The sequence below is a fragment of the Nocardiopsis sp. iso_25 genome (genome assembly GCF_056173305.1).
In genome coordinates, this window is the sequence record NZ_CM149667.1 from 6,672,674 (window position 1) to 6,693,921 (window position 21,248).

Genomic DNA, 21,248 nt, shown 5'->3' on the forward strand with positions numbered 1-21,248 from the left:
GACGCCCCGGCCGGGAACGGCCGGGGCGTCCGTCGTTCCCGGGGCCGCGCGTCCGGGCGGGTGCGGCGGATTCCGTCCACAGCCTGTGGACAAGTGGACGCGAGGACAAGCGGACACGAGGACATGCCGACGAGTCGACACGGCGACGAACCGACAAGGTGACAGAGTGTCAGGGCTACAGCCGCACCGCTCCGTTACTGACGGCTCCGGCGTGGCGGACGCCGCTGTCCACAGCCTGTGGACAGTCGGGCGAGCATGCGACAGGAGAACACGTCACCAGGGCGATATGGCGACGGCCTGGCCGAGGAGGGTTCCGCCCGCGACGGCCGCGCCGTAGGACAGCACCCGCCAGCCTGACCACCGGAACCGTCCAGGCAGGGGCCACCGGTGGCGGCGGTGGCGTCCGCCCTCGGTGGGTACGGGTTCCCCCTTCAGGACGCCTGTCCGGGGCAAGGACCGGTTCCGTTGGTCGCGGCGCTCTTCGACCACCCTCATCCACTGGGGCAGAACGCCGTGTTCGAGCCGGTAGGCGACCCGTGGGTTGCCGCGCATCTCTTCGAGGAGCCGCTGTTCCCTCGTGAGCGGGGTGGGCCCGGAGGTGCGCGAGGGGCGGGAGAAGCGACGGCCCCGGGGTGCGCCGAGCACCTCCCGCATGCGCGGGTTCACGGTGACGGCGGTCATCGGAGGGCCTCACCCGCACAGGGGACGGCGAACTCGGCCCACACGGCCGTTCCCAGGTCGGCGCAGAAGGGGAACGGGACGACCGGGTAGGTACCCCAGGTCTGCGCGAGGTTGTCGATGAGGAGGAGTCCGCGTCCGCGTTCGGCGGTCATCCACTCCGTCTCGGTGCGCTGTTCGGGTATGCGCGGCGCGGTCTCCCGGGCGCCGTCATCCACCAGGACCAGACGCAGGACACCGGGATTGGTGAGGAACAGAGAGCGGAGCACACGTCCTCCGGGTTCTCCGGAACGGGTGTGCTCGACGGCGTTCGCGGCGGCCTCGCTGGCACACAGGACCACCGTCTCGACCAGGTCGCCGTCGAACCCGGCCAGGTCGGTGCGCACGTCGGCTCGGACGGCGGACATCCGGGAGAGGGTTCCGGGGTAGATCCGGGCCTTCCACCGGGGATCGGCGGGTATCACCTGCGGCACAATGGACATGTCGACAGCTCGCTTTCTCGATGTTGTATTGATGTCGGCCTGCTCTGGGGGTGTGAGTGCACCCGCCAGGGCTTTTCTCTTTCTTCCGGCTTCAGCGGGCGGCGTGCTGGGCGGCGACACCGCCGAGCGGTGTGGACGTGTCACTGCCGATCCGGCCTGCCGTAATGGCCTTGCGGTCGGGAGCCGTGTCGAACGCGGCCGCGATGTCGGTGAGCAGGTCCAGGGATTCGGCCGTCGGAAGCGCAGCGCCGCGCAGGTCCTCGAACAGGTCGATGAACGCCTGGACGTCGCCGGGTTCGGTGATGAGCTGGCCGTCGCCGCAGGGAGCCATGACGTGGGCGACGGTGTAGGAGGGGCCCAGCGTCAGCAGGCGGAAGGGGCCCATGGGACAGGGGTGTTCGCGTGCTTCCCTGGGGATGATCTGGAAGCGCAGACCGCTGTCGCGAACGGAGCCGCGGAGACGCCGCAGACCCACGCGATCCTCACGCAGCTCCTACGCCAGTACGAATCACCAGAGGAATGAAGATGCGATCCAAGCAACCATACGAGTGCGCCCCGTCGGAGAAGTGGTTCAAGAGCAGTTACAGCGGATCTCATGGCGAATGCGTCGAAGTAGCCGACCTGGACAGCGGCACGGCGATGCGCGACACCAAGCACAGGGAACTCGGTGCGCTCGTGTTCGACCGCACCGAGTGGCACGCCTTCATCCGAGGCACCAAGAACACCCACCGCTGACCGCAGAACCAGCAGTCCCCGTCCGCCGACACCGGGCAGACGGGGACTTCGTCGTCCACAGGCGCGCTGACCGGTTTCGGCCGCCTACGTCTATGGGTGAGCTGACTGTCTTTGGCCCGACTAGGCCCATGACAAAGCCCCGGGCGCATGAGACAGAGGCGACACCGGGGCGTTCTCCACCAGGATAACCTCCTCGCATGCCCCATGTCGACGATGACGTTGATCTCATCTGGAGCTGGCTCTCCGAGCCACGGATGGCTCCGTACCTCAACAAGACCAATGGCAACAAGCATGATGCCCTCGCGGTGTACGAGTGGAGCACCCGCATGGCCGCGGCGGCGTTCGAGGACGTCGGTCACCTGGAGGTCCTGCTGCGCAACACCCTGGACCGCTGCCTGCGCGACCACTACCGGGAGGACACCAGCGGCATCCCCTGGTTCCTCATGCCCCTACCCGGCGGTCAACACGTCAACGAGGCCGTGGAGGTCGTACGCCAACGCCTGCGTGGAAACACCACGCGTTTTCCCGCCCTACGCGAGACACGTGACCAGATCGTCGCGGGCCTCACCTTCGGCTTCTGGTCCGGCCTTCTAGGTACCAAGTACGAGCAGTTGTGGCGCGACTGCTTGCACAAGGCCTTCCCCCACTCCTCCGGGCAGCGCAAGCAGGTCTCCGTCGCCCTGGACGGGGTGCACAAGTTCAGGAACCGCTTGGCCCACCACGACTCCATGCTGAATATCGACGTCCCGTTCGAAGTGCAGCGAATCTTCGAGACCACTGAGTACATAGATCCCCGGGTAGCTGCTTGGCTCAGAAACCGCAGCCAGGCGATGCAGGTATACCGGCAACGCCCGGTCAACATCGAGGACACCGTGGTCGTAGCCGCCAGCGACGCCTGGCCGCTCTATCAGGACTGCCATGCCTATGTCTGTCAGGCAGGCCGCTTCTTCCGGGATGTGGAGAGGGTCGCCTTCTATTCCGACAAGGAGATCAAGGCCGTGGTGCCCGCGATCCTTCACCGACGTGACCAGGTCGAGTGGACCCCTAAAGCCATCGCACGACTCTCGGCCTCCTCCGACCGCGATGACCGAAAAATCGCCACAGTCATCCAGGCGTCCCGGGGCAGAGGGTGGAACGAAGGTCGTTACCAGGTCTTCCTCCTGACCCGAGACGGGGACGTCCGTCATCGCAAGCTCCGGACTGCTCTGCCCCACGAGCGGACCGGACGCGGAACCGCTTTCACACAGGGCCAGCGCTACACGTCACTGCACTCACTTCAGACAGCGGAGACGACGACGGACCTGTGAGCGCGTATGCCAGCGCATGTTGTCCACAACCTGTGGACAACGGGCCGCCGCACCCCGGCTGGTGTACGGTCGGCCGCATGCCCCACGTGCTGCACATGACCGAACTCGAACGCTGGACCTCCGGCAGCGGCGACATCGAGGCCAACTCCCTGCACACGCAGGGGTTCGTGCACGCCTCCCCGGACGAGCCCACGCTGCTGGCGGTGGCCAACGCGCTGTACGCGCGGGCCGCCGGACAGCTGGTCGCCCTCGTCGTGGACACCGACGCGGTCGGCTGCGAGGTGCGCTGGGAGGCCGCCGAACCGGCCCCGCCGCCAGGAGTGGGGGACGACGTCCTCTTCCCGCACGTGTACGGGCCGATCCCCCGCGGGGCCGTGACGGGCGTGCGCTACCTGCGCCGCGACCCCTCGGGCCGCTACACAGGTGCCGAGGAGCGCACCGCCACGGCCGAGGCGCTGGACCTGCTGCCGCACCCCGAGGGCGGCTGGTACCGGCAGACCTGGCACAGCGGCGTCACCGTGCACCCGGAGGGCTACCCGGGACCGCGATCCACCGCCACCGGCATCCACTTCCTGCTCGGCCCCGGGGAGGAGTCGCGCTGGCACCGGGTGCGCTCCGACGAGGTGTGGGTGTTCAACCGGGGCGGGCCCCTGGTACTGGAGTACGGCGGCACAGGAGGGGCGCCCGAGCCCGACGGACAGGTGACCCTGGGCTCGGGGATCGAGCGGGGAGAACGCCTCCAGGCGGTGGTCCCGGCCGACACCTGGCAGGCCGCACGCCCGCTGGGCGGCGAGGAGGCACTGGTCAGCTGCTTCGTCTCCCCCGGTTTCGACTTCGCCGACTTCGAGGCGCTCTGACCTCACCCGACCCTCTCGCGGACGCGGTCGGCGAGGTCCCCGTCCCGCGCGATGCGGGCCAGCCCGGCCGCCAGGTGCGCGACCTCGTCACCCTCCACGAGCCTGGCGAGCTTGCCGCCGTCCTCCGGCAGGCCGACCTTCTTGGCCCCGCCCAGCACGTACTTGTCGGTGTAGGGCCGCAGCCAGGGCCACACCGCCTGCACCTCCCGGCAGAACATCACGGCGCCCGTCGGCCCGATGCCGGAGAACTCCCGGACCATCGACTCCACCCGGCTCGCCCGGTGCTCGGAGCGCTCCCCGAGTCTGCGCAGGTCGCCCTGGTACTCCTCGCGCACCCGGTCGACGCACTCGCCCAGCCGGGTGGCGGTGCTCTCGTCGTAGCGCACGTAGTGCCCGCGCCCCAGCGCGTCCACGCGGTCCTGCCAGCTGAGTGAGGCCATACCGTCGGGGGTCGTGCCGCCCGCCTCGTTGAGCTCACGGGCGGCGGCGATCGCGATCCGCGCCGAGATGCGCGCGGACAGCAGGTTGACCAGCACCAGCAACTGCCACAGCGCTGAGGGTCTGTCCGCCATCCGGATCCCGGCCTCGGCGGCGAGGGTCGTCCCCGCCTCGTCCACCACGGCGCGGGCGACGTCGGCGTTCCTGGCCATCTCCCGGTCCCCTTCCAGGTGTGGTCGGATGCGTCCTGGTACAGGGCTGATACCCGGCCGGAGGTCGCTGACGCGCCCGTCCACAGGCTGTGTACAACCCTTCCCTTCCGGCGCCGGACGCGGAAGAGCCCCGGATCCGGGTCCCGTCCCGGTTCCGGGGCTCTCCTCCCCGCCGCGGCGCCAGGCGCCGGGTTCAGGCGTGGCTCAGTCCGTTTCGGTGGGGCGGCACGTCGCTGTGCTGGCCGACGCTGGTCGGGATCGTGTGGCGCGCCCTCCCCTTGTCGATGCCGAGGAAGCGGTTGAGGTGGCCCTTGCGGCCCACCACGAACCAGGCGATCGCCCCGAACAGCGGGAACCAGAGGATGAAGATGACCCACAGCAGCTTGCCGCCCGCGGAGGTGTCGCGGTCGACCAGCGCCGAGATGACCGCGGCGAGCAGCAGGACCAGCAGTGCCAGGCCCACGAGCGCCAGGACCACTCCGAAGATCCCGCTCATCCAGGTGACGGCCGTGTCCGCGCGGTCCGCGAGGTTCGTGATCATGGTCTCCCCCAACAAGGCACACTCCCTATTGTTACGCAGAGTAACCTTTCGGGCGGGGGTTCCCGTGGTGCTTCCGGTTTTCGGGCGTTTCCACTACGCAAGGACCGGATTCCGTTTCCGTGGTGACTTTCCGAACGCACGTCACTACTTTCAGGTAAGTCCACCTGTCAGGCCCTCTCGCTGCTTTACTGGGAACCATGGGCGAGCTTCGGCGATCTGGCAGGTTCACTCCCCTTCTCTCCCCCGGGTCCCCCACCGGAGACGGTGGCGGTCCCGGCACCGTCGACCACGGCGTCCCCGTCCCCCTGGCCAAGCGCAGAGACCAACGGGTGACGGGAGGCCGCACGGCCGAGGCCCGGTGACCGTGGGCAGGCAACCCAGGTACCTCTGGCTGGCGGAACAGCTGCGCGGGCCGATACTGAGCGGCGAACTCCCGCCCGGCACGCGTCTGCCCTCCCGGACCCGGCTGGCGCGCTCCTACCGGGTCAGCGAGCAGATCTCCCGCACCGCGCTCCGGCTCCTGGTCACCGAGGGCCTGGTCGAGTCCAGGCCCGGCTCCGGGTACTACGTGCGCACCGTCCCCGAACTCTTCCGGATCTGCCGGACCGACTCCTCCTCGGGCTCCGGCCTGGGACGGCTCAGCCGGGAGTCGATCGGCACCGAGCAGGAGCAGTGCGCGCCGCCGCTGAGCCTGCGGCTGCGGCTGCGCGAGGGGGAACCGGTGTACCGCACCACCTCGCGCGGGCTGTCCTCGGAACTGCCGATCACGCTGCACCGGTCCTGGGAGCCCGCGTCCCTGACCGCGGGAACCCTGCGCACCCCCTTCGACAGCTCGCCCGGCAGCGGACTGCTCGAACGGCTCAGCGCGGCGGGCCACCCGGTCGACCGCGTGGTGGAGGAGGTGGGCGTCCGCGCGCTGCGCGACTCCGAGGCCTCCCTGCTCGGGTCGGCGCCGGGGATACCCGTGCTGGTGGTGGAGCGCACCCACTTCAGCGGCAACCGGCCGGTGGAGACCTCCGACCTGATCGGCTCCTCCGAGCAGTGTCGACTCCTCTACAAGCTGACACTGGCCCGGCCCCGCCGCGTCGGCGACCCGCGGCGGTACTGACCCGGGGCCGCGCGGGGCCGTCGCTCCGGGACGGGAACCAGGACACCTGGTCACCCGGCACCGGCCCCGGACACGCGTGAGGGCGGCGGCCCCCTCCTCTCAGGAGGGGGCCGCCGCCCTCACCGTTCACCGGTCGTCGCTCCGGTTCGGACACCACCGGACGCCTGCTCCGCCCAACCGTTCCCCGTCACGCGGAGTGACCGGCTGGAGTCGCCCGGTGGTGTGCGCGGTCAGGCCCGGGTGAACTCCCCGGCCACGACCTCGGCGATCTGCGCCGTGTTGAGCGCGGCGCCCTTGCGCAGGTTGTCGCCGCACAGGAACAGGTCCAGCGACTTCGGGTCGTCCAGCGACTGGCGGATGCGGCCGACCCAGGTCGGGTCGGTGCCCACGACGTCGGCCGGGGTCGGGAACTCGCCGTTGGCCGGGTCGTCCTGGACCCGCACGCCCTCCGCGGAGCCGAGCAGCTCGCGGGCGGCGTCGGCGGGCACCTCCTCGGCGAAGGACGCGTGCACGACCAGCGAGTGGGTGGTGATCACGGGGACGCGGACGCAGGTGGCCGAGACGCGCAGGTCGGGCAGGCCCAGGATCTTGCGGGACTCGTTGCGGACCTTGAGCTCCTCCGAGGACCATCCGCCGTCCTTGAGCGAACCCGCCCACGGAACGACGTTGTAGGCCAGCGGAGCCGGGAACGGGCCCAGCTCGCCGACGGCGGCGCGCACGTCGCCCGCCGTGTCGCCCAGGCTGCGGTCGGCACCGGCCTTGGCCATCTGGTCGCGCAGGGTGTCGATGCCCTCCTGGCCGGCGCCGGAGGCGGCCTGGTAGGAGGAGACCACCAGGTCGGTGACGCCGTAGGCGCGGTGCAGGGCACCGATGGCCACGATCATCGACAGGGTGGTGCAGTTGGGGTTGCTGATGATGCCGCGCGGACGGTTGCGGACCTGGTCCGCGTTGACCTCGGGCACCACGAGCGGGACGTCGGGGTCCATGCGGAACGCGCCGGAGTTGTCGACGGCGACCGCGCCGCGGGCGGCGGCGACCGGCGCCCACTCCTTGGACACCTCGTCGGGGACGTCGAACATGGCGACGTCCACGCCGTCGAAGACCTCGGGGGCCAGGGCCTGGACCACGACGTCCTCGCCGCGCACGCGCAGGACCTTGCCCGCGCTGCGCGGGGAGGCGACGAGGCGGATCTCGCCCCAGACGTTCTCGCGCTGGGTCAGGATGTCCAGCATCACGGTGCCGACGGCGCCGGTGGCGCCGACGACGGCGAGGGTGGGAAGACGGTTGCTCATCGGCCGGTACCTCCGTAGACGACAGCCTCGACCTGGTCGGCGTCGAGCTGGAACTCGCTGTGGGCGGCGCGGACCGCCGCGTCGATCTGGTCCTCCTCGACGATGACCGAGATGCGGATCTCCGAGGTGGAGATCATCTCCACGTTGGTGCTCGAACCGGCGATCGCGTCGAAGAAGCGGGCGGTGACGCCCGGGTAGGAGCGCATGCCCGCGCCGATCAGCGACACCTTGCCGATCTTGTCGTCGTAGCGCAGGGACTCGAACCCGACCTTGTCCTGCACCTTCTTGAGCGCGGCGACGGCCTCCTTGCCGAAGTCCTTGGGGACCGTGAAGGAGATGTCGGTGCGCGAGGTGGAGACCGCCGACACGTTCTGGACGATCATGTCGATGTTGATCTCGGCGTCGGCCAGGGCCCGGAAGATCGTCGCGGCCTCACCGATCTTGTCGGGCACGCCGACGACGGTGATCTTGGCTTCGCTCCGGTCGTGAGAGACACCGGAGATGATCGGCTGTTCCATGCCTTCGCTTTCCTCGACTTCCGGGACGACCCAGGTCCCTGGCTTCTGGCTGAAAGATGAACGGACGTGAAGGGGGATGTTGTACTGACGCGCGTACTCGACACAGCGCAGGTGCAGGATCTTGGTCCCGGACGCCGCCATCTCCAGCATCTCCTCGTAGGAGATCTGGGGGATGCGCTGGGCGCTCGGCACGATGCGCGGGTCGGCGGTGAACACACCGTCGACGTCGCTGTAGATCTCGCAGGCGTCGGCCTCCAGGGCGGCGGCCAGCGCTACGGCGGTGGTGTCGGAGCCGCCCCGGCCCAGGGACGTGATGTCCTTGGTGTCCTGGGAGACGCCCTGGAACCCGGCGACGATGCAGATCGCGCCCTCGCCCACGGCCTCCTGGATCCGGCCCGGGGTCACGTCGATGATCTTGGCGTTGCCGTGCAGCGACGTGGTGATCACACCGGCCTGGGAACCGGTGAAGGACCTGGCTTCGAACCCCAGGTTCTCGATGGCCATCGCCACGAGTGCCATGGACATGCGCTCGCCCGCGGTGACCAGCATGTCCAGTTCGCGGGCCGGCGGCATCGGGCTGACCTGCTCGGCCAGGTCCAGGAGTTCGTCGGTGGTGTCGCCCATGGCCGAGACCACGACGACGACGTCATATCCCGCCTTTTTCTGAGCGACGATCCGCTGGGCTACTCGCTTGATGGCTTCCGCGTCTGCCACGGAAGACCCACCGTACTTCTGCACGATTAGGGCCACGATCGATGCTCCTGAGGAGTTGGGATCAAGACAATGAAATGGAGTGTAGTCACAGACGTCCTCGTCCACCCCATCTGACCTGCGAAGGGAGGGCGTGGCGTCTTGACACACCGGCGATGGGGCTTACCCGGTCAGGCGGAGGTTACTCGTGTTTCGCGCGGATGAACGGCGAATGTGAGCTAGAACTCCAGAGCGCGACGCGCTAGAACTCCAGGCTGCGGCGGCCCTCGAAGGCACGGCCGAGGGTGACCTCGTCGGCGTACTCCAGGTCGCCGCCCACGGGCAGGCCGCTGGCCAGACGGGTCACCTTCAACCCCATGGGTTTGACCAGCCGCGCCAGATAGGTCGCGGTGGCCTCCCCTTCCAGGTTGGGGTCCGTGGCCAGGATCAGCTCCGTCACCTGGCCGTCGGCCAGGCGGGTCATGAGTTCCTTGATGCGCAGGTCGTCGGGGCCCACACCCTCGATGGGGCTGATGGCGCCGCCCAGGACGTGGTAGCGGCCCCGGAACTCGCGTGTGCGCTCGATGGCGACGACGTCCTTGGACTCCTCGACCACGCAGATGATGGCGGGGTCGCGGCGGACGTCACGGCAGATGCGGCACTGGTCCTCTTCGGCGACGTTGCCGCAGACCGAGCAGAAGCGCACCTTCTCCTTGACCTCGACGAGGGCGCTGACGAGGCGTTTGACGTCGGCGTGCTCGGCGGACAGGAGGTGGAAGGCGATGCGCTGCGCGCTTTTCGGACCGACGCCGGGCAGCCGCCCGAGCTCGTCGATCAGATTCTGCACCGCGCCTTCGTACATCGCCTACCCATCAGTGACGGACCGGGTCTGCCGGGGCGGTCCGCGGCCCCGTTCCCCCACCGTATCCGGCGCGGAGGACTCACGCGTACGCCGGGATCCGTCCGGCCGCTCCCGGTGCCGTTCCCGCCACCGGGACCGTCCCCGGGATCTGTCTGCGAAGCGGCCCCGGGATCTGTCCGTGAAGCTGTACCGGGTCCAGTCTGTGAAGCGGTGCCGGGACCGGTCCGAGGACCGGTCCCGGGAAGTCCGTGCGGCTGTCGCGGACCGGGCTAGAAGCCGGGGAGGCCGGGCATGCCGCCGGGCATCCCGCCGCCGCCCAGGCCATCGGCGAGCGGGCCCATCTTCTCCTGCTGGAGCCGCTCCACCTGCGCCTCGGCGTCGCGGATGGCCGCCAGGACCAGGTCCGCGACGGTCTGGGCGCTCTCGGCGGGGTCGGCCGGGTCGATCGCCTCGGGGGCGACGGTCACGTCCTCGACCTGTCCGCGCCCGCTCAGCTTGACTTTCACCAGGCCGCCGCCGGAGGTGCCCTCGACCTCGGCGTCCTCCAGCGCCTGCTGGGCCTCCACGAGCTGCTGCTGCATCTGCTGGGCCTGCTGGAGCAGGGCCTGCATGTCCATTCCGCCAGGGTTCACGGCCGTCTCCTCGCCGCACTCTTCGTGCTGGGTCTCGCTGTCATGTCGCTCTTGCTGTGAGCGTAACCGGTCATCAGCGGACATGCGGGCGGGCCGGTGGGCCGCGGGAGGGAAGGGGAGGAGACGTGCGGGCCGCCCCTCGGAGGACGCCGTGCACCGCCGGTAGGACGACTCTCCCGAAAGGGCACCTACCAGGAGTGAGAACCAAGAGTGGCGCTAACATCACTCTCGGTTGAAAAGGTGTTCTGCGGGGCACAAGAGTCCCGGTAGTGCCCTCGGGCGCCACCGGAAGTACTGAGAGCCACGGGGGAGTGAGGACGTGTTGACCGCCAGAGAGCGCCACTCGGCGCTGGTCGAGGCGATGGTCGCGGACGGCACGCTGACCGACGCCGCCCTCACCGACACGTTCCGGTCGGTGCCCAGACACCGGTTCGTCCCCGAGACCGGCGCGGTGACCGCGCACGGGACCGCCCTCAACGCCAACAGCAACCCCGAGCGGTGGCTCGCGGCCGTGTACGCCGACAACGCCATCGTGACCCAGGTCGACGGCCCCGACCCGTCCGCGTACCGGGAGGCGCCCGACCCCCGGGCCCCGGGGTTCCGGGCACCCGGCAAACAGGAGCCGGAGCCCCGGGAGCAGCGCACCCACGACGCCAGGGAGTCCGAGTCCGGGCAACGGGGGCCGACCGGTCCCGGCCCCCGGGAGCGGGCGGAGGCGGCGACCTCGTCCGTCTCGGCGCCCCGGGTCCTGGCCCGCATGCTGGAGCTGTCCGAACTCGCCAACGGGCAGAGGGTCCTGGAGGTGGGCACCGGAACCGGTTGGAACACCGCCCTGCTGGCGCACCGGCTCGGCGACAGCGCCGTCACGTCCGTGGAGACCGACCCGCGTCTGGCCGGGGTCGCCCGCGAGGCCCTGCGCGCGGAGGGCTACTCCCCCGCCGTCCACCTGGCCGACGGCTACGGGGGGTACCCGCCCGGCGCGCCCTACGACCGGATCACCTCGACCTGCGGCGTGCGCCGCGTGCCGCCCGCCTGGGTGGAGCAGCTGCGCCCCGACGGCCTGGTGGTGTGCCCGTGGGGGCTGCTGGAGGGGGCCGGGGTGATCGCACGCGTGGAGTGCCCCGGGGACGGCTCGGCCCGGGCGAGCTTCCACGGCGGTGTGGGGTTCGTGCCGCTGAGGACCCCCGACGCCCAGCCCCGACCGGTACGGGACTCGGGGCAGCAGCCCGACGAGTACCGGCTCACGCAGACCGACCCCGTGGCGCCGCTGATGACCTTCCCGTCGGCGTTCGCGCTGTCGGTGATGGTGCCGGGCTGGCGGGTGCGGCGGCGGTGGATCGGCACCGGGTCGGGCGTGTGGGTGTTCGACCGGAGCGGCGCGTCGTGGGTGCGCGTGTACCCCTACGGCACCTCGTGGATGATCGAACAGGGCGGCCCGAGGAGCATCTGGGACGAGTTCGAGGAGGCCCTGGAGCTGTGGACCCGGCTGGGCGCGCCCGACCCGGACCGGTTCGGGCTCTCGGTGGACGCCGACGGCACGCACCGGGTGTGGCTGGACTCACCGGACGGACGGGGCTGGACGGTGTGACCGCGCCGGGTGCGCGGACGCCGACGGCCCCCTCGGGAGGGGCCGTCGCCGCGCGCTCACGCCTGTCCCTGGGCGCCTTCGGTCTCCTCGGGCTCCGCGTTCGCGTCCTTGCCCTGCTTCTCGCGGAGCTTGCGCAGCAGCTCCTGCTTGCGCTCCACGGCGTCGTCGCTGGGGCCGCCCCGGCCGCCGCCCTTGCCCCCGCGAAGCGCGGAGCGCGAGACGGTGTTGCGCTGTCCGCCCATGCCCAGAAGGTTGTCGCTGTTCCTGCCCACGCGGACCTCCTTTCCCTCCAGACGAGGCGAGACGCCTCGGCGAGTCGATCCGACCCCCGCAGGATATCGGCACCAAGACGATACGTCTCGTCATTTTTCAGCGGTTAACGTGGCAGGTATGGCAGAGAACACCGCACAGGAAGAGACCAGGGTCCGCCGCGGTCCCGACCCCCGCCGCCGCAGCGAACGCGCGCGGCGCGCCATCGTCGACGCCGCCGCCGAACTGATGGGCGAGGTCGGTTACGCCAGGCTCACGATGGAGGCGATCGCCGCCAGGGCCAGGGTCGGCAAGCAGACCATCTACCGCTGGTGGCCGTCCAAGGCGGCCGTCGTCCTGGACGTGTTCACCGCGCTGACCGGCGGGGTCGCCGGTGAACCCCTGCCCGACACCGGCGACCTGGCCGAGGACATGCGGACGGTACTCCGCGCCACGGCGGACGAGTTCCGCATCCCGGAGATGGACCGGACCACGCGCGCGTTCACCACCGAACTCCAGCACGACCCGGTCTTCGCCGAGATCGTCCAGGAACGCCTGATGGGCCCGAACGCGCGGGTTTTCGAGGACCGGCTGCGCTCCGCCGTGGCGGCGGGCGAGGTGGACCCGGAGATCGACCTGCGGCTGGCCACGGAGCTGTTCCTCGGGCCGTTCCACCAACGCTGGCTGCTGCGCACCGGGCCGCTCACGCACGAGTACGTGGACGAGCTCGTGGACGTGGTGCTGCGCGCGCTGCGCCCCCGCGAATAGCCGCGGGGGCGCCCTTCAGCGGCGAACGCGGAGGCCCGGAGGGCATCGCTAGGGTCTGTTTTTGAACCGGTCTCAGCTTGTGGGGGGTTGGTTCGGGCGCCCACGGGGTTCTGGAGGTGGCGGAGGTGGGACTGCGAGGAACGAGCCGTCCCACCGTAGGCACCGAAGGTTCCCGTTCTCCAGGCGCCCGAACACGGACCGAAGCGGAGCGGAGGTCCAAAAAACACTGCCTAGAGGGACGGGTCCGGGGCCTCGTGCTCGATCTCGTCGATGACCCGGCCGCCGAGCTCTGACTCGATCAGCCCGGCGCCCGACGCCCCCGAGGCGCTGGAAGGCCCGGAGGCCCTCGCGCCGCCGGGGGCCTCCGCGCCGCCGACGGCGCCCGCGGAGGCGGCTCCGGCGGGCGGCGCCGCGGTCTCGGGCCGCGGCGGGGCGGGGCGGGGGGCCTGCTCGACCGCGGGCGAGGAGTCGCCGTACTCGGGCGGCGGCGCGGCGGCCGCGTCCTCGTAGGGGTCGGGCGGCGGTTCCTGGAGTCCGGTGACGATGCGGTCCGGCGGCGGACCGGTCGGAGCGGGTTCCGGAGCCTGTCCGGGGTTCGGGCCGGAGGCCGCCTGCGGCGCGGGTTCGGGCGCCCCGGGCCGCGCGGGCTCGGGAGCGGGCGCGTCCCATCCGGCGGGCTCGGCCTGAGCCTGGCGCGCGGGCTCGGGCCTGCGCGCGGGGGCGGCGGAGGCCGTGGCGGCGCTGCCCGCGGCGACGACGCGCACCTCCATACCCAGGACCTGCTGGATCGCGGCGGCCACCACCTGGTCGCTGCCGCTGTTGCTGAAGCCCTTGGCCTCGTTGGGCCGGGAGAAGCCGAGCAGGACGGCGTTGCCCTCCACACCCACAGGACGGACGTCGCTGCCGCTCAGCACCATCCAGGTGAACCGGCGGCGGCCCTTGACCGCCTCCAGGATCTGCGACCAGGCGCCCTGCACGCGCCCGAGGTCCAGGGAGCCGCCGGATGCCGCGGGCGCCTGGCTCCGGGCGGGGGCGGCCTGCCGGGCCGGGGCGTCCCAGCCCGCGGGCTCGGAGCGCTGCTGTGCCGGGGCCGGGGCGGCGGGGGCCTCCGGAGGAGCCGGAGCGACCGACGGGGCGGGAGCCGCGGCGGCGCGCACGGGTTCGGAGGGCACCACCGGGGAGGCCGGTGTGACCGGTGCGGGCGCGGGGGCGGGCTGGACCGGGGCGGCGGAGGGGGCGACGGCACCGGAGGCGATCCGGCGCTCCATCTGCTCCAGGCGGGCCAGCAGGGCCACGCCCTGGTCGCCGTCGGCGGCCGGGAGCAGCACCCGCGAGCACATGAGCTCCAGCAGCAGACGGGGCGCGGTGGCGCCGCGCATCTCGGTCAGGCCCTGGTTGAGGATGTCGGCCGCGCGGCTCAGCTCGGCCGGGCCCAGGCGCGCGGCCTGGTCCTTCATCCGCTCGGTCGCCTCCGGGTCGACGTTGACCAGGCCCTTGTCCAGGGCGTCGGGCACGGCGGCCAGGACGACCAGGTCGCGGAAGCGCTCCAGCAGGTCCGTGGTGAACCGGCGCGGGTCGAGCCCGCCCTCCACCACGCGGTCGATCAGGCCGAACACGGCGGCGCCGTCGCGGGCGCCGAGCGCGTCGACCATCTCGCCGAGCAGACTGGAGTCGGTGTAGCCCAGCAGGGAGACGGCGCCCTCACGGGTGATGCCGCCCTCGTCCGAACCGGCGATGAGCTGGTCCAGCACCGAGAGCGTGTCGCGCGCCGAGCCCGCGCCCGCGCGCACGACCAGCGGCAGCGCGGCCGGGTCGTAGGAGACGCCCTCCTCCTTGAGGAGGTCCTCCATGAGCTCCTTGAGGGTGCTCGGCGGGATCAGGCGGAACGGGTAGTGGTGGGTCCGCGAGCGGATCGTGCCGATGACCTTCTCGGGCTCGGTGGTCGCGAACACGAACTTCAGGTGCGGCGGGGGCTCCTCGACCAGCTTGAGGAGGGCGTTGAAGCCCTCCCGGGTCACCATGTGCGCCTCGTCGATGATGTAGATCTTGTAGCGCGAGTTGACCGGGGAGAAGAAGGCGCGTTCGCGCAGGTCGCGGGCGTCGTCCACACCGCCGTGGGAGGCGGCGTCGATCTCGATGACGTCGATGCTGCCGCCGCCGTCGGGGGCCAGCGCCACGCAGGAGTCGCAGGTGCCGCAGGGGTCGGGCGTGGGGCCCTCGGCGCAGTTGAGGGAGCGGGCCAGGATGCGGGCGCTGGTGGTCTTGCCGCAGCCGCGCGGGCCGCTGAACAGGTAGGCGTGGTTGATCCGTCCACTGCGCAGCGCCTGGCGCAGCGGGTCCGTCACGTGTTCCTGGCCACGCACCTCGCCGAACGTCGCGGGCCGGTACTTGCGGTACAGCGCGATGCTCACGGTGTGATTCCTCCCCTGGTCCCTGCCACGTGTCCATTCAACCCGCGGGCGGTGACAGCTCGCGCCGGTTGACGGGGACCGGGAGGGGTTCGACCGGGCCGGAGAAAGACAAAGGACCCCCCGCGCACCCGCCAGAGCCCATTTATCCTTGCTGCCTTCCGGCCCTGGGGAGGTTCATAGGGTGACGCCGCACGAGGGGTCTGCCCCGAGTGTATCCGAACCCCGGACCGCTCGGGCAACCCGTGCGCGCCCCGGCCGCTTCCCCGGAGCGCGTCGCCCTCCGGAACACCGGCATCGGGCGGAACGTACATCCCACATCAGGCGTCTCATCTCGGGCACGGGGCCCACGGGGCCCGGACCGGCACACACGTAACCTCTCAGAGATCATGGACGGCATGGGCATGCTCGACCGGCTCGATTCCACCGACAGCTCCCCGGAGCGCCGCGACCTCATCGTCGCCACGCTGGAGAACGCCTTCTCGGACCTGATGGCCGCCGACCCGGCGGCGTTCCGCGTCAAGTTCCGCAAGATGGCGGCCAACCCGTTCGCCTTCTACCGGGGCAGCGCCGCGCTCTTCTACGACGACGTCTCGGGCATGGACGACCCCTGGGCCGACGAACGCACCTCGCGGGTGTGGATCCAGGGCGACCTGCACGCGGAGAACTTCGGCACCTACATGGACTCCACCGGGCGGCTGGTGTTCGACGTCAACGACTTCGACGAGGCCTACCTCGGCCACTTCACCTGGGACGTGCTCAGGTTCGCGGCCAGCATCGGGGTGATGGGCTGGCAGAAGGCCCTGTCCGACGAGGACATCAGTGCGCTCCTGCCGCACTACGTCGACGCCTACATCGCCCAGGTGCGCGAGTTCGCGACGACGGGCAACGACTCGGAGTTCTCGCTCAAGCTGGGCAACACCGACGGCACCGTGCACGACGTGCTCCAGAGGACCCGGCTCAACAGCCGCGCCGGGATGCTGTCGTCCATGACGTCCCGCGACGGGTACACCCGCCGCTTCACCGAGGGCCCCAGGGCGCGCCGCCTGGACGACGCCGAGCGGGAACGGGTCCTGGCCGCCTACGAGGCCTACCTGGACACCATCCCCGAGGACCGGCGGTACGCGTCGATCAACTACGCGGTCAAGGACGCGGTGGGCAGCGGCGGCTTCGGGATCGGCTCGGCGGGGCTGCCCGCCTACACGCTGCTCATCGAGGGCCAGTCGGAGGCGTGGGACAACGACATCGTGCTGTCCATGAAGCAGGGCAACGTGGCCGCGCCCTCGCGGGTGGTGACCGACCAGCGCATCATGGACTACTTCCAGCACCACGGCCACCGCACCGCGGTGTCCCAGCGGGCGCTCCAGGCGCACACGGACCCGCTGCTGGGCCACACCGAGATGGGCTCCGTGGGCTTCGTGGTGAGCGAGGTCTCCCCCTACACCAACGACCTGGACTGGGACGACCTCACCGAGCCCGCGGAGATCGTGCCGGTGCTGGACTACCTGGGGCGCGCCACCGCCAAGGCGCACTGCGTGTCCGACTCGCACGCGGACGCCACGCTCGTGCGCGGCCAGACCGAGGAGGCGGTCATGGAGGTGCTCGACGGCCGCGAGGCGGAGTTCACGCGGTGGTGCGTGGACTTCGCGCACCGGTACGCGGCCCAGACCCGGGCCGACTACTCGCTGTTCGTGGACGCCTTCCGCAACAACGCCATCAGCGCGGTGAGGTCCAGCCGGGCCCTGTGACCCGGGGCCGGGCGGGGCCGCGGGAACCTGTTCGAAGCACCCTGTCACGGCATGTAGAGTTGTTCGCGGAGGATTCGCCTAGTGGCCTAGGGCGCACGCTTGGAAAGCGTGTTGGTGGCAACGCCTCAGGGGTTCGAATCCCCTATCCTCCGCGAGCGGCCCGTGGTGGTCGACGACCTTCGGTCGTCCTCCCCACGGGCCGAAGTCTTTCCCAGGGGGACGACCCCCTGAAACCCCCGAAAGCCAGCAGCCGAAACGCAAGGCCCCGACCGGACACCGGTCGGGGCCTTCGTCGTTCCTAGTCTCAGTTGGCCGTTCCGGAGCCTGAGCCGCCCTCCTCCGACTGGGGAGCCTCCCAGATGAGTCCGCCGACCCGGTCGGCCACGTCGGTGCGGACCTCGTCCACCACGTGCTGGTAGCGCTTCATGGCCATGACATGGACTCCTCCTCGCGCTTTTCAGCAACGAAGACGTCCACTGACCGGGGGGAACGTCCCGCCCGCTGCAGCCAGTGCCGCCACGGTCTGCCGCCGGAGAATCCTCTGATCTGCGCAGGCCAATCCCTGGAATCAACAGCGCGGCGACCCGTCTCACATTTCAGGGCGCTGTGTCGTCATGGAGGCATGAACACGAAACTCCGTTACGCAAGTCTCGGCCCCCTGGCCGCGGTCGGCCTGTACACAGGGCTCTGGGCCTACTTCGCCCCGACAAGCTGGTATGCGAACTTCCCCGGCCTCGGGCTCAGCTGGCTGCCCCAGCTGGGCCCCTACAACGAGCACCTCTCCAAGGACGTCGGGGCCATGTTCCTGGCGTTGGCCGTGCTGACGCTCGTCACGCTGAGCTCTGTGCGAAACACCCGACTGGTCCAGACGACGGGAGCGGTGTGGCTGGTCTTCAACGTGCTGCACCTCATCTACCACGTACAGCACCTCGACATGTACGACATGCGTGACCAGGTGCTCAACGCCGTCTCCCTGTCCGCACTGGTGCTCCTGTCGGCCCTGCTCCTGGTGCCTGACCTCCTCGGACGGCGGAACGACACCCGATGACGTTCGGCGACAACGGCGACGACGGCTACATGAGCGTGAAGGAGGGGTCCGGTATGCGGGTGGCAGTGGCGGGCGGGACCGGGCTGGTCGGCCGGTATGTGGTCGGGGAACTGGCCGCGGCCGGGCATGAGCCGGTGGTGCTGGCCCGGTCGCAGGGTGTGGACCTTGTGACAGGCGTCGGCCTCGACGCGGCCATGGCGGGCGTGGAGGCGGTCATCGACGTGAGCAATGTGACGACGATGAGCGACAAGAAGGCCATCGCGTTCTTCGGCATCGTCGGCCGCAACCTCCTGGACGCCGGTGAGCGAGCCGGGGTGGGCCACCACGTCCTGCTGTCGATCGTCGGCATCGACCAGATCGGCTTCGGCTACTACCAGGGGAAACTGCGCCAGGAGGACGTGGCGAAGAGCGGGCGGACGCCGTGGACGGTGCTGCGCGCCACCCAGTTCCACGAGTTCGCGGAACAGACCCTCGACCGGGTGCCAGGGCCACTGGCGGTGGCGCCCCGGATGCGGACCCAGCCGGTCGCGGCCCGTGAGGTGGCCCAGCAGCTCGTGCGGCTCACGATGGCCCCGGCCCAGGGCATGGCCCCCGAGCTCGCCGGACCGCAGGTCGAGCAGATGGTCGACATGGTGCGCCGACTGCTGCGGGACCGGAACCAGCGGCGTCTGCTGCTGCCGATGAGGATGCCCGGCGCCGTGGGCACGGCCATGGCGGGCGGGGGTCTGCTGCCTGCCGGACAAGGGCCGCGGGGCAGCCAGACCTTCGGGGCATGGCTCGCCCAGCACACCGTCCAGGAGGGATGACGCCGTGTCCACACCCTCCGGGTCGGCCCAGGACCCTCCCCTCGGCGCCCTCATGGCCGAGCGCCGCCGGCTGCTCAACCTCGGTTACCGGATGCTCGGCTCCGTGCAGGACGCCGAGGATGTGGTCCAGGAGACGTACGCCCGCTGGTACGCCCTGTCCGAGGAGGGGCGGCAGGGGATCGACGCACCGCTGGCTTGGCTGACCCGGGTCGCCTCACGGATCTGCCTCGACCACCTCGCGTCGGCGCGGGTCCGCCGGGAGCGCTACACGGTCAATGGCTGCCGGAGCCCGTCCGGCACAACACCCTGTGGACCAGCACGGGCCGCGAAGGCGGCGCAGATCCCGCCGACCGCATCACCCTCGACGAGTCGGTGAGCATGGGAATGCTCGTGGTCCTGGAATCGATCACTCCGGCGGAACGCGTCGCCTTCGTCCTCCACGACGTCTTCGGCGTGCCATTCGCCGAGATCGCCGAGACGGTGGGCCGCACCCCCGCGGCCTGCCGACAGCTCGCCGCGTCCGCCCGGCGGCGTATCGCCGGCCAACGGCCTGGCAGCAGTACGGCAGAGAAACACCGGCAGGTCGTCACCGCGTTCCGGGTCGCCTGCGAGACCGGCGACCTCGACACCCTCATCGACCTCCTCGACCCCGAAGTCGCGTCGCTCAGCGACGGCGGCGGCAAGGTGCGCGCGGCCCTGCGCCCGGTCGTCGGCCGGGACAAGGTGGCCCGCCTCTTCCTCGGTCTCATGCGCAAGGAACCCGGGGTGCAACTCGTCGAGGAGAACGTCAACGGAGCCCCCGGTGTGAGGGTCCGCATCGCCGGCACCACCGTCGCCGTCCTCGCCCTGAACGTGCGCGACGGCCTGGTGTCCAACCTGTGGCTGGTGGTCAACCCGGACAAGCTTCACGCCTGGACCGACGACGACAGGGACTGACGACCAGAGCCCCACCGACCGCCGACGCCGACCCGAGCCCCTGGCAGGTACAGGCGGCGTCAGGCTCTCGCGATCCCAGGACGCGGCGACATCAGCTTCGGGCCGAGTAGCCGGCAAACAGCCCCGTGACCTCGGCGTCCGTCCGATCGGGTGGCACCCCGCCCCTACCCTCGGGGGCGGGACGGTCGAGTCGGGGTGGCGGTGCGTGCGCACCCGACAACACGGGGTCCGCGCACGCCGCTCCCTCTCGGCCGCCAACCCGGAAGATCTCCGTCCCTACGACAAGAAGGCGATCATCCCGTGTCATCCCACTTCACCCTCTCCCAGGGGGACCTGGCCGACCAGGCCCTCAACGCACCGGACTGGCTGCGTGAGAACGCCGGGGCTCTCACCGGCACACTCCTGAGCATTCTCCTCATCGTCGTCGCCGCCGTCCTGGTACGGGCTCTGGGCAAACGTGCGATCGACCGCGCTCTGCGGCGCGCCACCCAGCCGCCCGAGGAGGGCGACGACGACAGGCCCCGCCGCAACGGCCGCGGCGCGGCCGTCCTCCAGCGCGGCCACGCCCGCGCCGCGGAAAGGCGCGAGCAGCGGGCCAGGACCCTGGGCACCGTGCTGAACAGCATCGTCACCGTGGTCGTCACCGTCATGGCGGTGGCCATGATCCTGGACCAGATCGGCATCGCGCTCGGCCCGCTGCTCGCCAGCGCGGGCGTGGTCGGTCTGGCGATCGGCTTCGGTGCGCAGTCCCTGGTAGCCGACTACATGTCGGGGCTGATGATCATGATGGAGGACCAGTACGGGGTCGGCGACACCGTCGACCTCGGCGAGGCGATCGGCACGGTCGAGCACGTCGGCCTGCGCATCACCAAGGTCCGCGACCTCCACGGCGGGCTGTGGTACATCCGCAACGGCGAGATCCTGCGCGTGAAGAACGACAGCCAGGGCTGGGCACGCGCCGTCCTCGACGTCGGTGTCGCCTACGACGCCGACCTCGACACCGTCTACGAGGTCCTGGAGCGCACCGGGGCGGAACTGCGCGAGGACCCGGAGCACGGCAAGTGGCTCCTGGAGGACCCGGCGGTGTGGGGCGTGCAGTCCCTGGACGCCGACTGCGTCACGGTCCGCATGGTCGTCAAGACCGTACCGCTCCAGCAGTGGGGCATCACACGCCAGCTGCGCCGACGCGTCAAGGACGCGCTCGACGAAGCGGGTGTCGACATCCCCTTCCCGCAGCGCACGGTCTGGATGCGCCACGATGGCGGCCCGGACGCGGGCTCGGAGGGCAACGGGCACGTCAGCGGCGTCGGCCGTCAGCGCAGCTGACCCCGGATCCGCTCCCCGG

At 70.8% G+C, this 21,248-nt stretch carries 24 protein-coding genes, 1 tRNA gene and 1 other RNA gene; 13 read left to right on the top strand and 13 right to left on the bottom strand.

Annotated elements, in window-relative coordinates:
• Positions 1 to 273: 273 nt before the first annotated feature.
• The 3 genes from AC0VX6_RS28450 to AC0VX6_RS28460 all read right to left on the bottom strand — a co-directional run bounded on the left by AC0VX6_RS28450 (position 274) and on the right by AC0VX6_RS28460 (position 1,635).
• Complete coding sequence (locus AC0VX6_RS28450; protein WP_475466987.1) at positions 274 to 681, bottom strand: hypothetical protein; 408 nt, start codon at positions 679 to 681, stop codon at positions 274 to 276.
• Entirely contained in the window at positions 678 to 1,085 is a 408-nt protein-coding gene (locus AC0VX6_RS28455) for an ATP-binding protein (protein ID WP_475466989.1), read from the bottom strand. The genes AC0VX6_RS28450 and AC0VX6_RS28455 overlap by 4 nt, the downstream gene beginning before the upstream one ends.
• Positions 1,086 to 1,251: 166 nt before the next feature.
• Positions 1,252 to 1,635 carry a Scr1 family TA system antitoxin-like transcriptional regulator gene (locus tag AC0VX6_RS28460; RefSeq protein ID WP_475466991.1) on the bottom strand — a complete coding sequence of 128 codons (384 nt, stop codon included), beginning with the start codon at positions 1,633 to 1,635 and terminating at the stop codon, positions 1,252 to 1,254.
• A gap of 50 nt (positions 1,636 to 1,685) precedes the next feature.
• Here AC0VX6_RS28460 and AC0VX6_RS28465 point away from each other — a divergent pair, with 50 nt between their 5' ends.
• The 3 genes from AC0VX6_RS28465 (at position 1,686) to AC0VX6_RS28475 (ending at position 4,059) form a co-directional block, all read left to right on the top strand.
• Positions 1,686 to 1,895: a DUF397 domain-containing protein gene (locus AC0VX6_RS28465; protein WP_475466992.1), complete on the top strand. Its 210-nt coding sequence runs from the start codon at positions 1,686 to 1,688 to the stop codon at positions 1,893 to 1,895.
• A gap of 197 nt (positions 1,896 to 2,092) precedes the next feature.
• A complete protein-coding gene (locus tag AC0VX6_RS28470) occupies positions 2,093 to 3,202 on the top strand; it encodes a hypothetical protein (protein WP_475466993.1) in 1,110 nt (369 codons plus the stop codon).
• Between the two features lie 77 nt (positions 3,203 to 3,279).
• Positions 3,280 to 4,059, top strand: coding sequence for a cupin domain-containing protein (locus AC0VX6_RS28475; protein WP_475466994.1), 780 nt, complete (start codon positions 3,280 to 3,282; stop codon positions 4,057 to 4,059).
• Positions 4,060 to 4,061: 2 nt separating this feature from the next.
• On the opposite strand, the gene AC0VX6_RS28480 is transcribed toward AC0VX6_RS28475, so the two are convergent.
• Both AC0VX6_RS28480 and AC0VX6_RS28485 read right to left on the bottom strand, forming a co-directional pair.
• Positions 4,062 to 4,709 (bottom strand): endonuclease, encoded by a 648-nt coding sequence (locus AC0VX6_RS28480; RefSeq protein WP_274975543.1) that lies wholly within the window; start codon positions 4,707 to 4,709, stop codon positions 4,062 to 4,064.
• Between the two features lie 193 nt (positions 4,710 to 4,902).
• Entirely contained in the window at positions 4,903 to 5,250 is a 348-nt protein-coding gene (locus AC0VX6_RS28485; RefSeq protein WP_274975544.1) for a PLD nuclease N-terminal domain-containing protein, read from the bottom strand.
• A gap of 364 nt (positions 5,251 to 5,614) precedes the next feature.
• On the opposite strand from AC0VX6_RS28485, the gene AC0VX6_RS28490 reads away from it, so the two are divergent.
• Positions 5,615 to 6,358: a GntR family transcriptional regulator gene (locus AC0VX6_RS28490; protein WP_013155802.1), complete on the top strand. Its 744-nt coding sequence runs from the start codon at positions 5,615 to 5,617 to the stop codon at positions 6,356 to 6,358.
• A 230-nt stretch (positions 6,359 to 6,588) separates the two neighbouring features.
• Here AC0VX6_RS28490 and AC0VX6_RS28495 read toward each other — a convergent pair whose 3' ends face one another.
• From AC0VX6_RS28495 to AC0VX6_RS28510, 4 genes are all read right to left on the bottom strand, one after another.
• Positions 6,589 to 7,650, bottom strand: a complete 1,062-nt coding sequence (locus AC0VX6_RS28495) for an aspartate-semialdehyde dehydrogenase (RefSeq protein ID WP_019609489.1) — start codon at positions 7,648 to 7,650, stop codon at positions 6,589 to 6,591.
• Positions 7,647 to 8,918, bottom strand: coding sequence for an aspartate kinase (locus tag AC0VX6_RS28500; protein ID WP_212642102.1), 1,272 nt, complete (start codon positions 8,916 to 8,918; stop codon positions 7,647 to 7,649). Before AC0VX6_RS28500 ends, AC0VX6_RS28495 begins: the two co-directional genes overlap by 4 nt.
• A 202-nt stretch (positions 8,919 to 9,120) precedes the next feature.
• Positions 9,121 to 9,720, bottom strand: a complete 600-nt coding sequence (gene recR / locus AC0VX6_RS28505; protein WP_013155805.1) for a recombination mediator RecR — start codon at positions 9,718 to 9,720, stop codon at positions 9,121 to 9,123.
• Between the two features lie 269 nt (positions 9,721 to 9,989).
• Entirely contained in the window at positions 9,990 to 10,337 is a 348-nt protein-coding gene (locus AC0VX6_RS28510) for a YbaB/EbfC family nucleoid-associated protein (RefSeq protein ID WP_475469465.1), read from the bottom strand.
• A gap of 337 nt (positions 10,338 to 10,674) precedes the next feature.
• Here AC0VX6_RS28510 and AC0VX6_RS28515 point away from each other — a divergent pair, with 337 nt between their 5' ends.
• On the top strand, positions 10,675 to 11,940 hold the full coding sequence (locus AC0VX6_RS28515) for a methyltransferase domain-containing protein (protein ID WP_475469466.1): 1,266 nt from the start codon (positions 10,675 to 10,677) through the stop codon (positions 11,938 to 11,940).
• 56 nt (positions 11,941 to 11,996) lie between these two features.
• Here AC0VX6_RS28515 and AC0VX6_RS28520 read toward each other — a convergent pair whose 3' ends face one another.
• Positions 11,997 to 12,212 carry a DUF6243 family protein gene (locus tag AC0VX6_RS28520; protein ID WP_274975545.1) on the bottom strand — a complete coding sequence of 72 codons (216 nt, stop codon included), beginning with the start codon at positions 12,210 to 12,212 and terminating at the stop codon, positions 11,997 to 11,999.
• Positions 12,213 to 12,330: 118 nt separating this feature from the next.
• Here AC0VX6_RS28520 and AC0VX6_RS28525 point away from each other — a divergent pair, with 118 nt between their 5' ends.
• Entirely contained in the window at positions 12,331 to 12,957 is a 627-nt protein-coding gene (locus AC0VX6_RS28525) for a TetR/AcrR family transcriptional regulator (RefSeq protein ID WP_274975546.1), read from the top strand.
• 230 nt (positions 12,958 to 13,187) lie between these two features.
• On the opposite strand, the gene AC0VX6_RS28530 is transcribed toward AC0VX6_RS28525, so the two are convergent.
• Entirely contained in the window at positions 13,188 to 15,368 is a 2,181-nt protein-coding gene (locus AC0VX6_RS28530; RefSeq protein WP_475466998.1) for a DNA polymerase III subunit gamma and tau, read from the bottom strand.
• A gap of 108 nt (positions 15,369 to 15,476) precedes the next feature.
• An RNA gene (gene ffs / locus AC0VX6_RS28535) (signal recognition particle sRNA small type) lies at positions 15,477 to 15,572 on the bottom strand.
• Between the two features lie 182 nt (positions 15,573 to 15,754).
• Between ffs and AC0VX6_RS28540 the strand changes: the two genes are divergently transcribed.
• Both AC0VX6_RS28540 and AC0VX6_RS28545 read left to right on the top strand, forming a co-directional pair.
• Positions 15,755 to 17,113: a DUF2252 domain-containing protein gene (locus tag AC0VX6_RS28540; RefSeq protein ID WP_274975548.1), complete on the top strand. Its 1,359-nt coding sequence runs from the start codon at positions 15,755 to 15,757 to the stop codon at positions 17,111 to 17,113.
• 67 nt (positions 17,114 to 17,180) lie between these two features.
• Positions 17,181 to 17,265: transfer RNA gene (locus AC0VX6_RS28545), tRNA-Ser, on the top strand.
• Between the two features lie 152 nt (positions 17,266 to 17,417).
• On the opposite strand, the gene AC0VX6_RS28550 is transcribed toward AC0VX6_RS28545, so the two are convergent.
• Positions 17,418 to 17,546: a hypothetical protein gene (locus AC0VX6_RS28550; RefSeq protein WP_274975549.1), complete on the bottom strand. Its 129-nt coding sequence runs from the start codon at positions 17,544 to 17,546 to the stop codon at positions 17,418 to 17,420.
• A gap of 189 nt (positions 17,547 to 17,735) precedes the next feature.
• Here AC0VX6_RS28550 and AC0VX6_RS28555 point away from each other — a divergent pair, with 189 nt between their 5' ends.
• The 5 genes from AC0VX6_RS28555 (at position 17,736) to AC0VX6_RS28575 (ending at position 21,229) form a co-directional block, all read left to right on the top strand.
• Positions 17,736 to 18,161 (top strand): hypothetical protein, encoded by a 426-nt coding sequence (locus AC0VX6_RS28555; RefSeq protein WP_475466999.1) that lies wholly within the window; start codon positions 17,736 to 17,738, stop codon positions 18,159 to 18,161.
• Positions 18,158 to 18,967 (top strand): SDR family oxidoreductase, encoded by an 810-nt coding sequence (locus tag AC0VX6_RS28560; RefSeq protein ID WP_475467000.1) that lies wholly within the window; start codon positions 18,158 to 18,160, stop codon positions 18,965 to 18,967. Before AC0VX6_RS28555 ends, AC0VX6_RS28560 begins: the two co-directional genes overlap by 4 nt.
• A gap of 4 nt (positions 18,968 to 18,971) precedes the next feature.
• Positions 18,972 to 19,343: a sigma factor gene (locus tag AC0VX6_RS28565; RefSeq protein ID WP_274975552.1), complete on the top strand. Its 372-nt coding sequence runs from the start codon at positions 18,972 to 18,974 to the stop codon at positions 19,341 to 19,343.
• Positions 19,344 to 19,345: 2 nt separating this feature from the next.
• Entirely contained in the window at positions 19,346 to 19,903 is a 558-nt protein-coding gene (locus AC0VX6_RS28570; RefSeq protein WP_475469467.1) for a sigma factor-like helix-turn-helix DNA-binding protein, read from the top strand.
• Positions 19,904 to 20,203: 300 nt separating this feature from the next.
• Positions 20,204 to 21,229, top strand: a complete 1,026-nt coding sequence (locus tag AC0VX6_RS28575; RefSeq protein ID WP_274975553.1) for a mechanosensitive ion channel family protein — start codon at positions 20,204 to 20,206, stop codon at positions 21,227 to 21,229.
• The last annotated feature ends 19 nt before the right edge of the window (positions 21,230 to 21,248 follow it).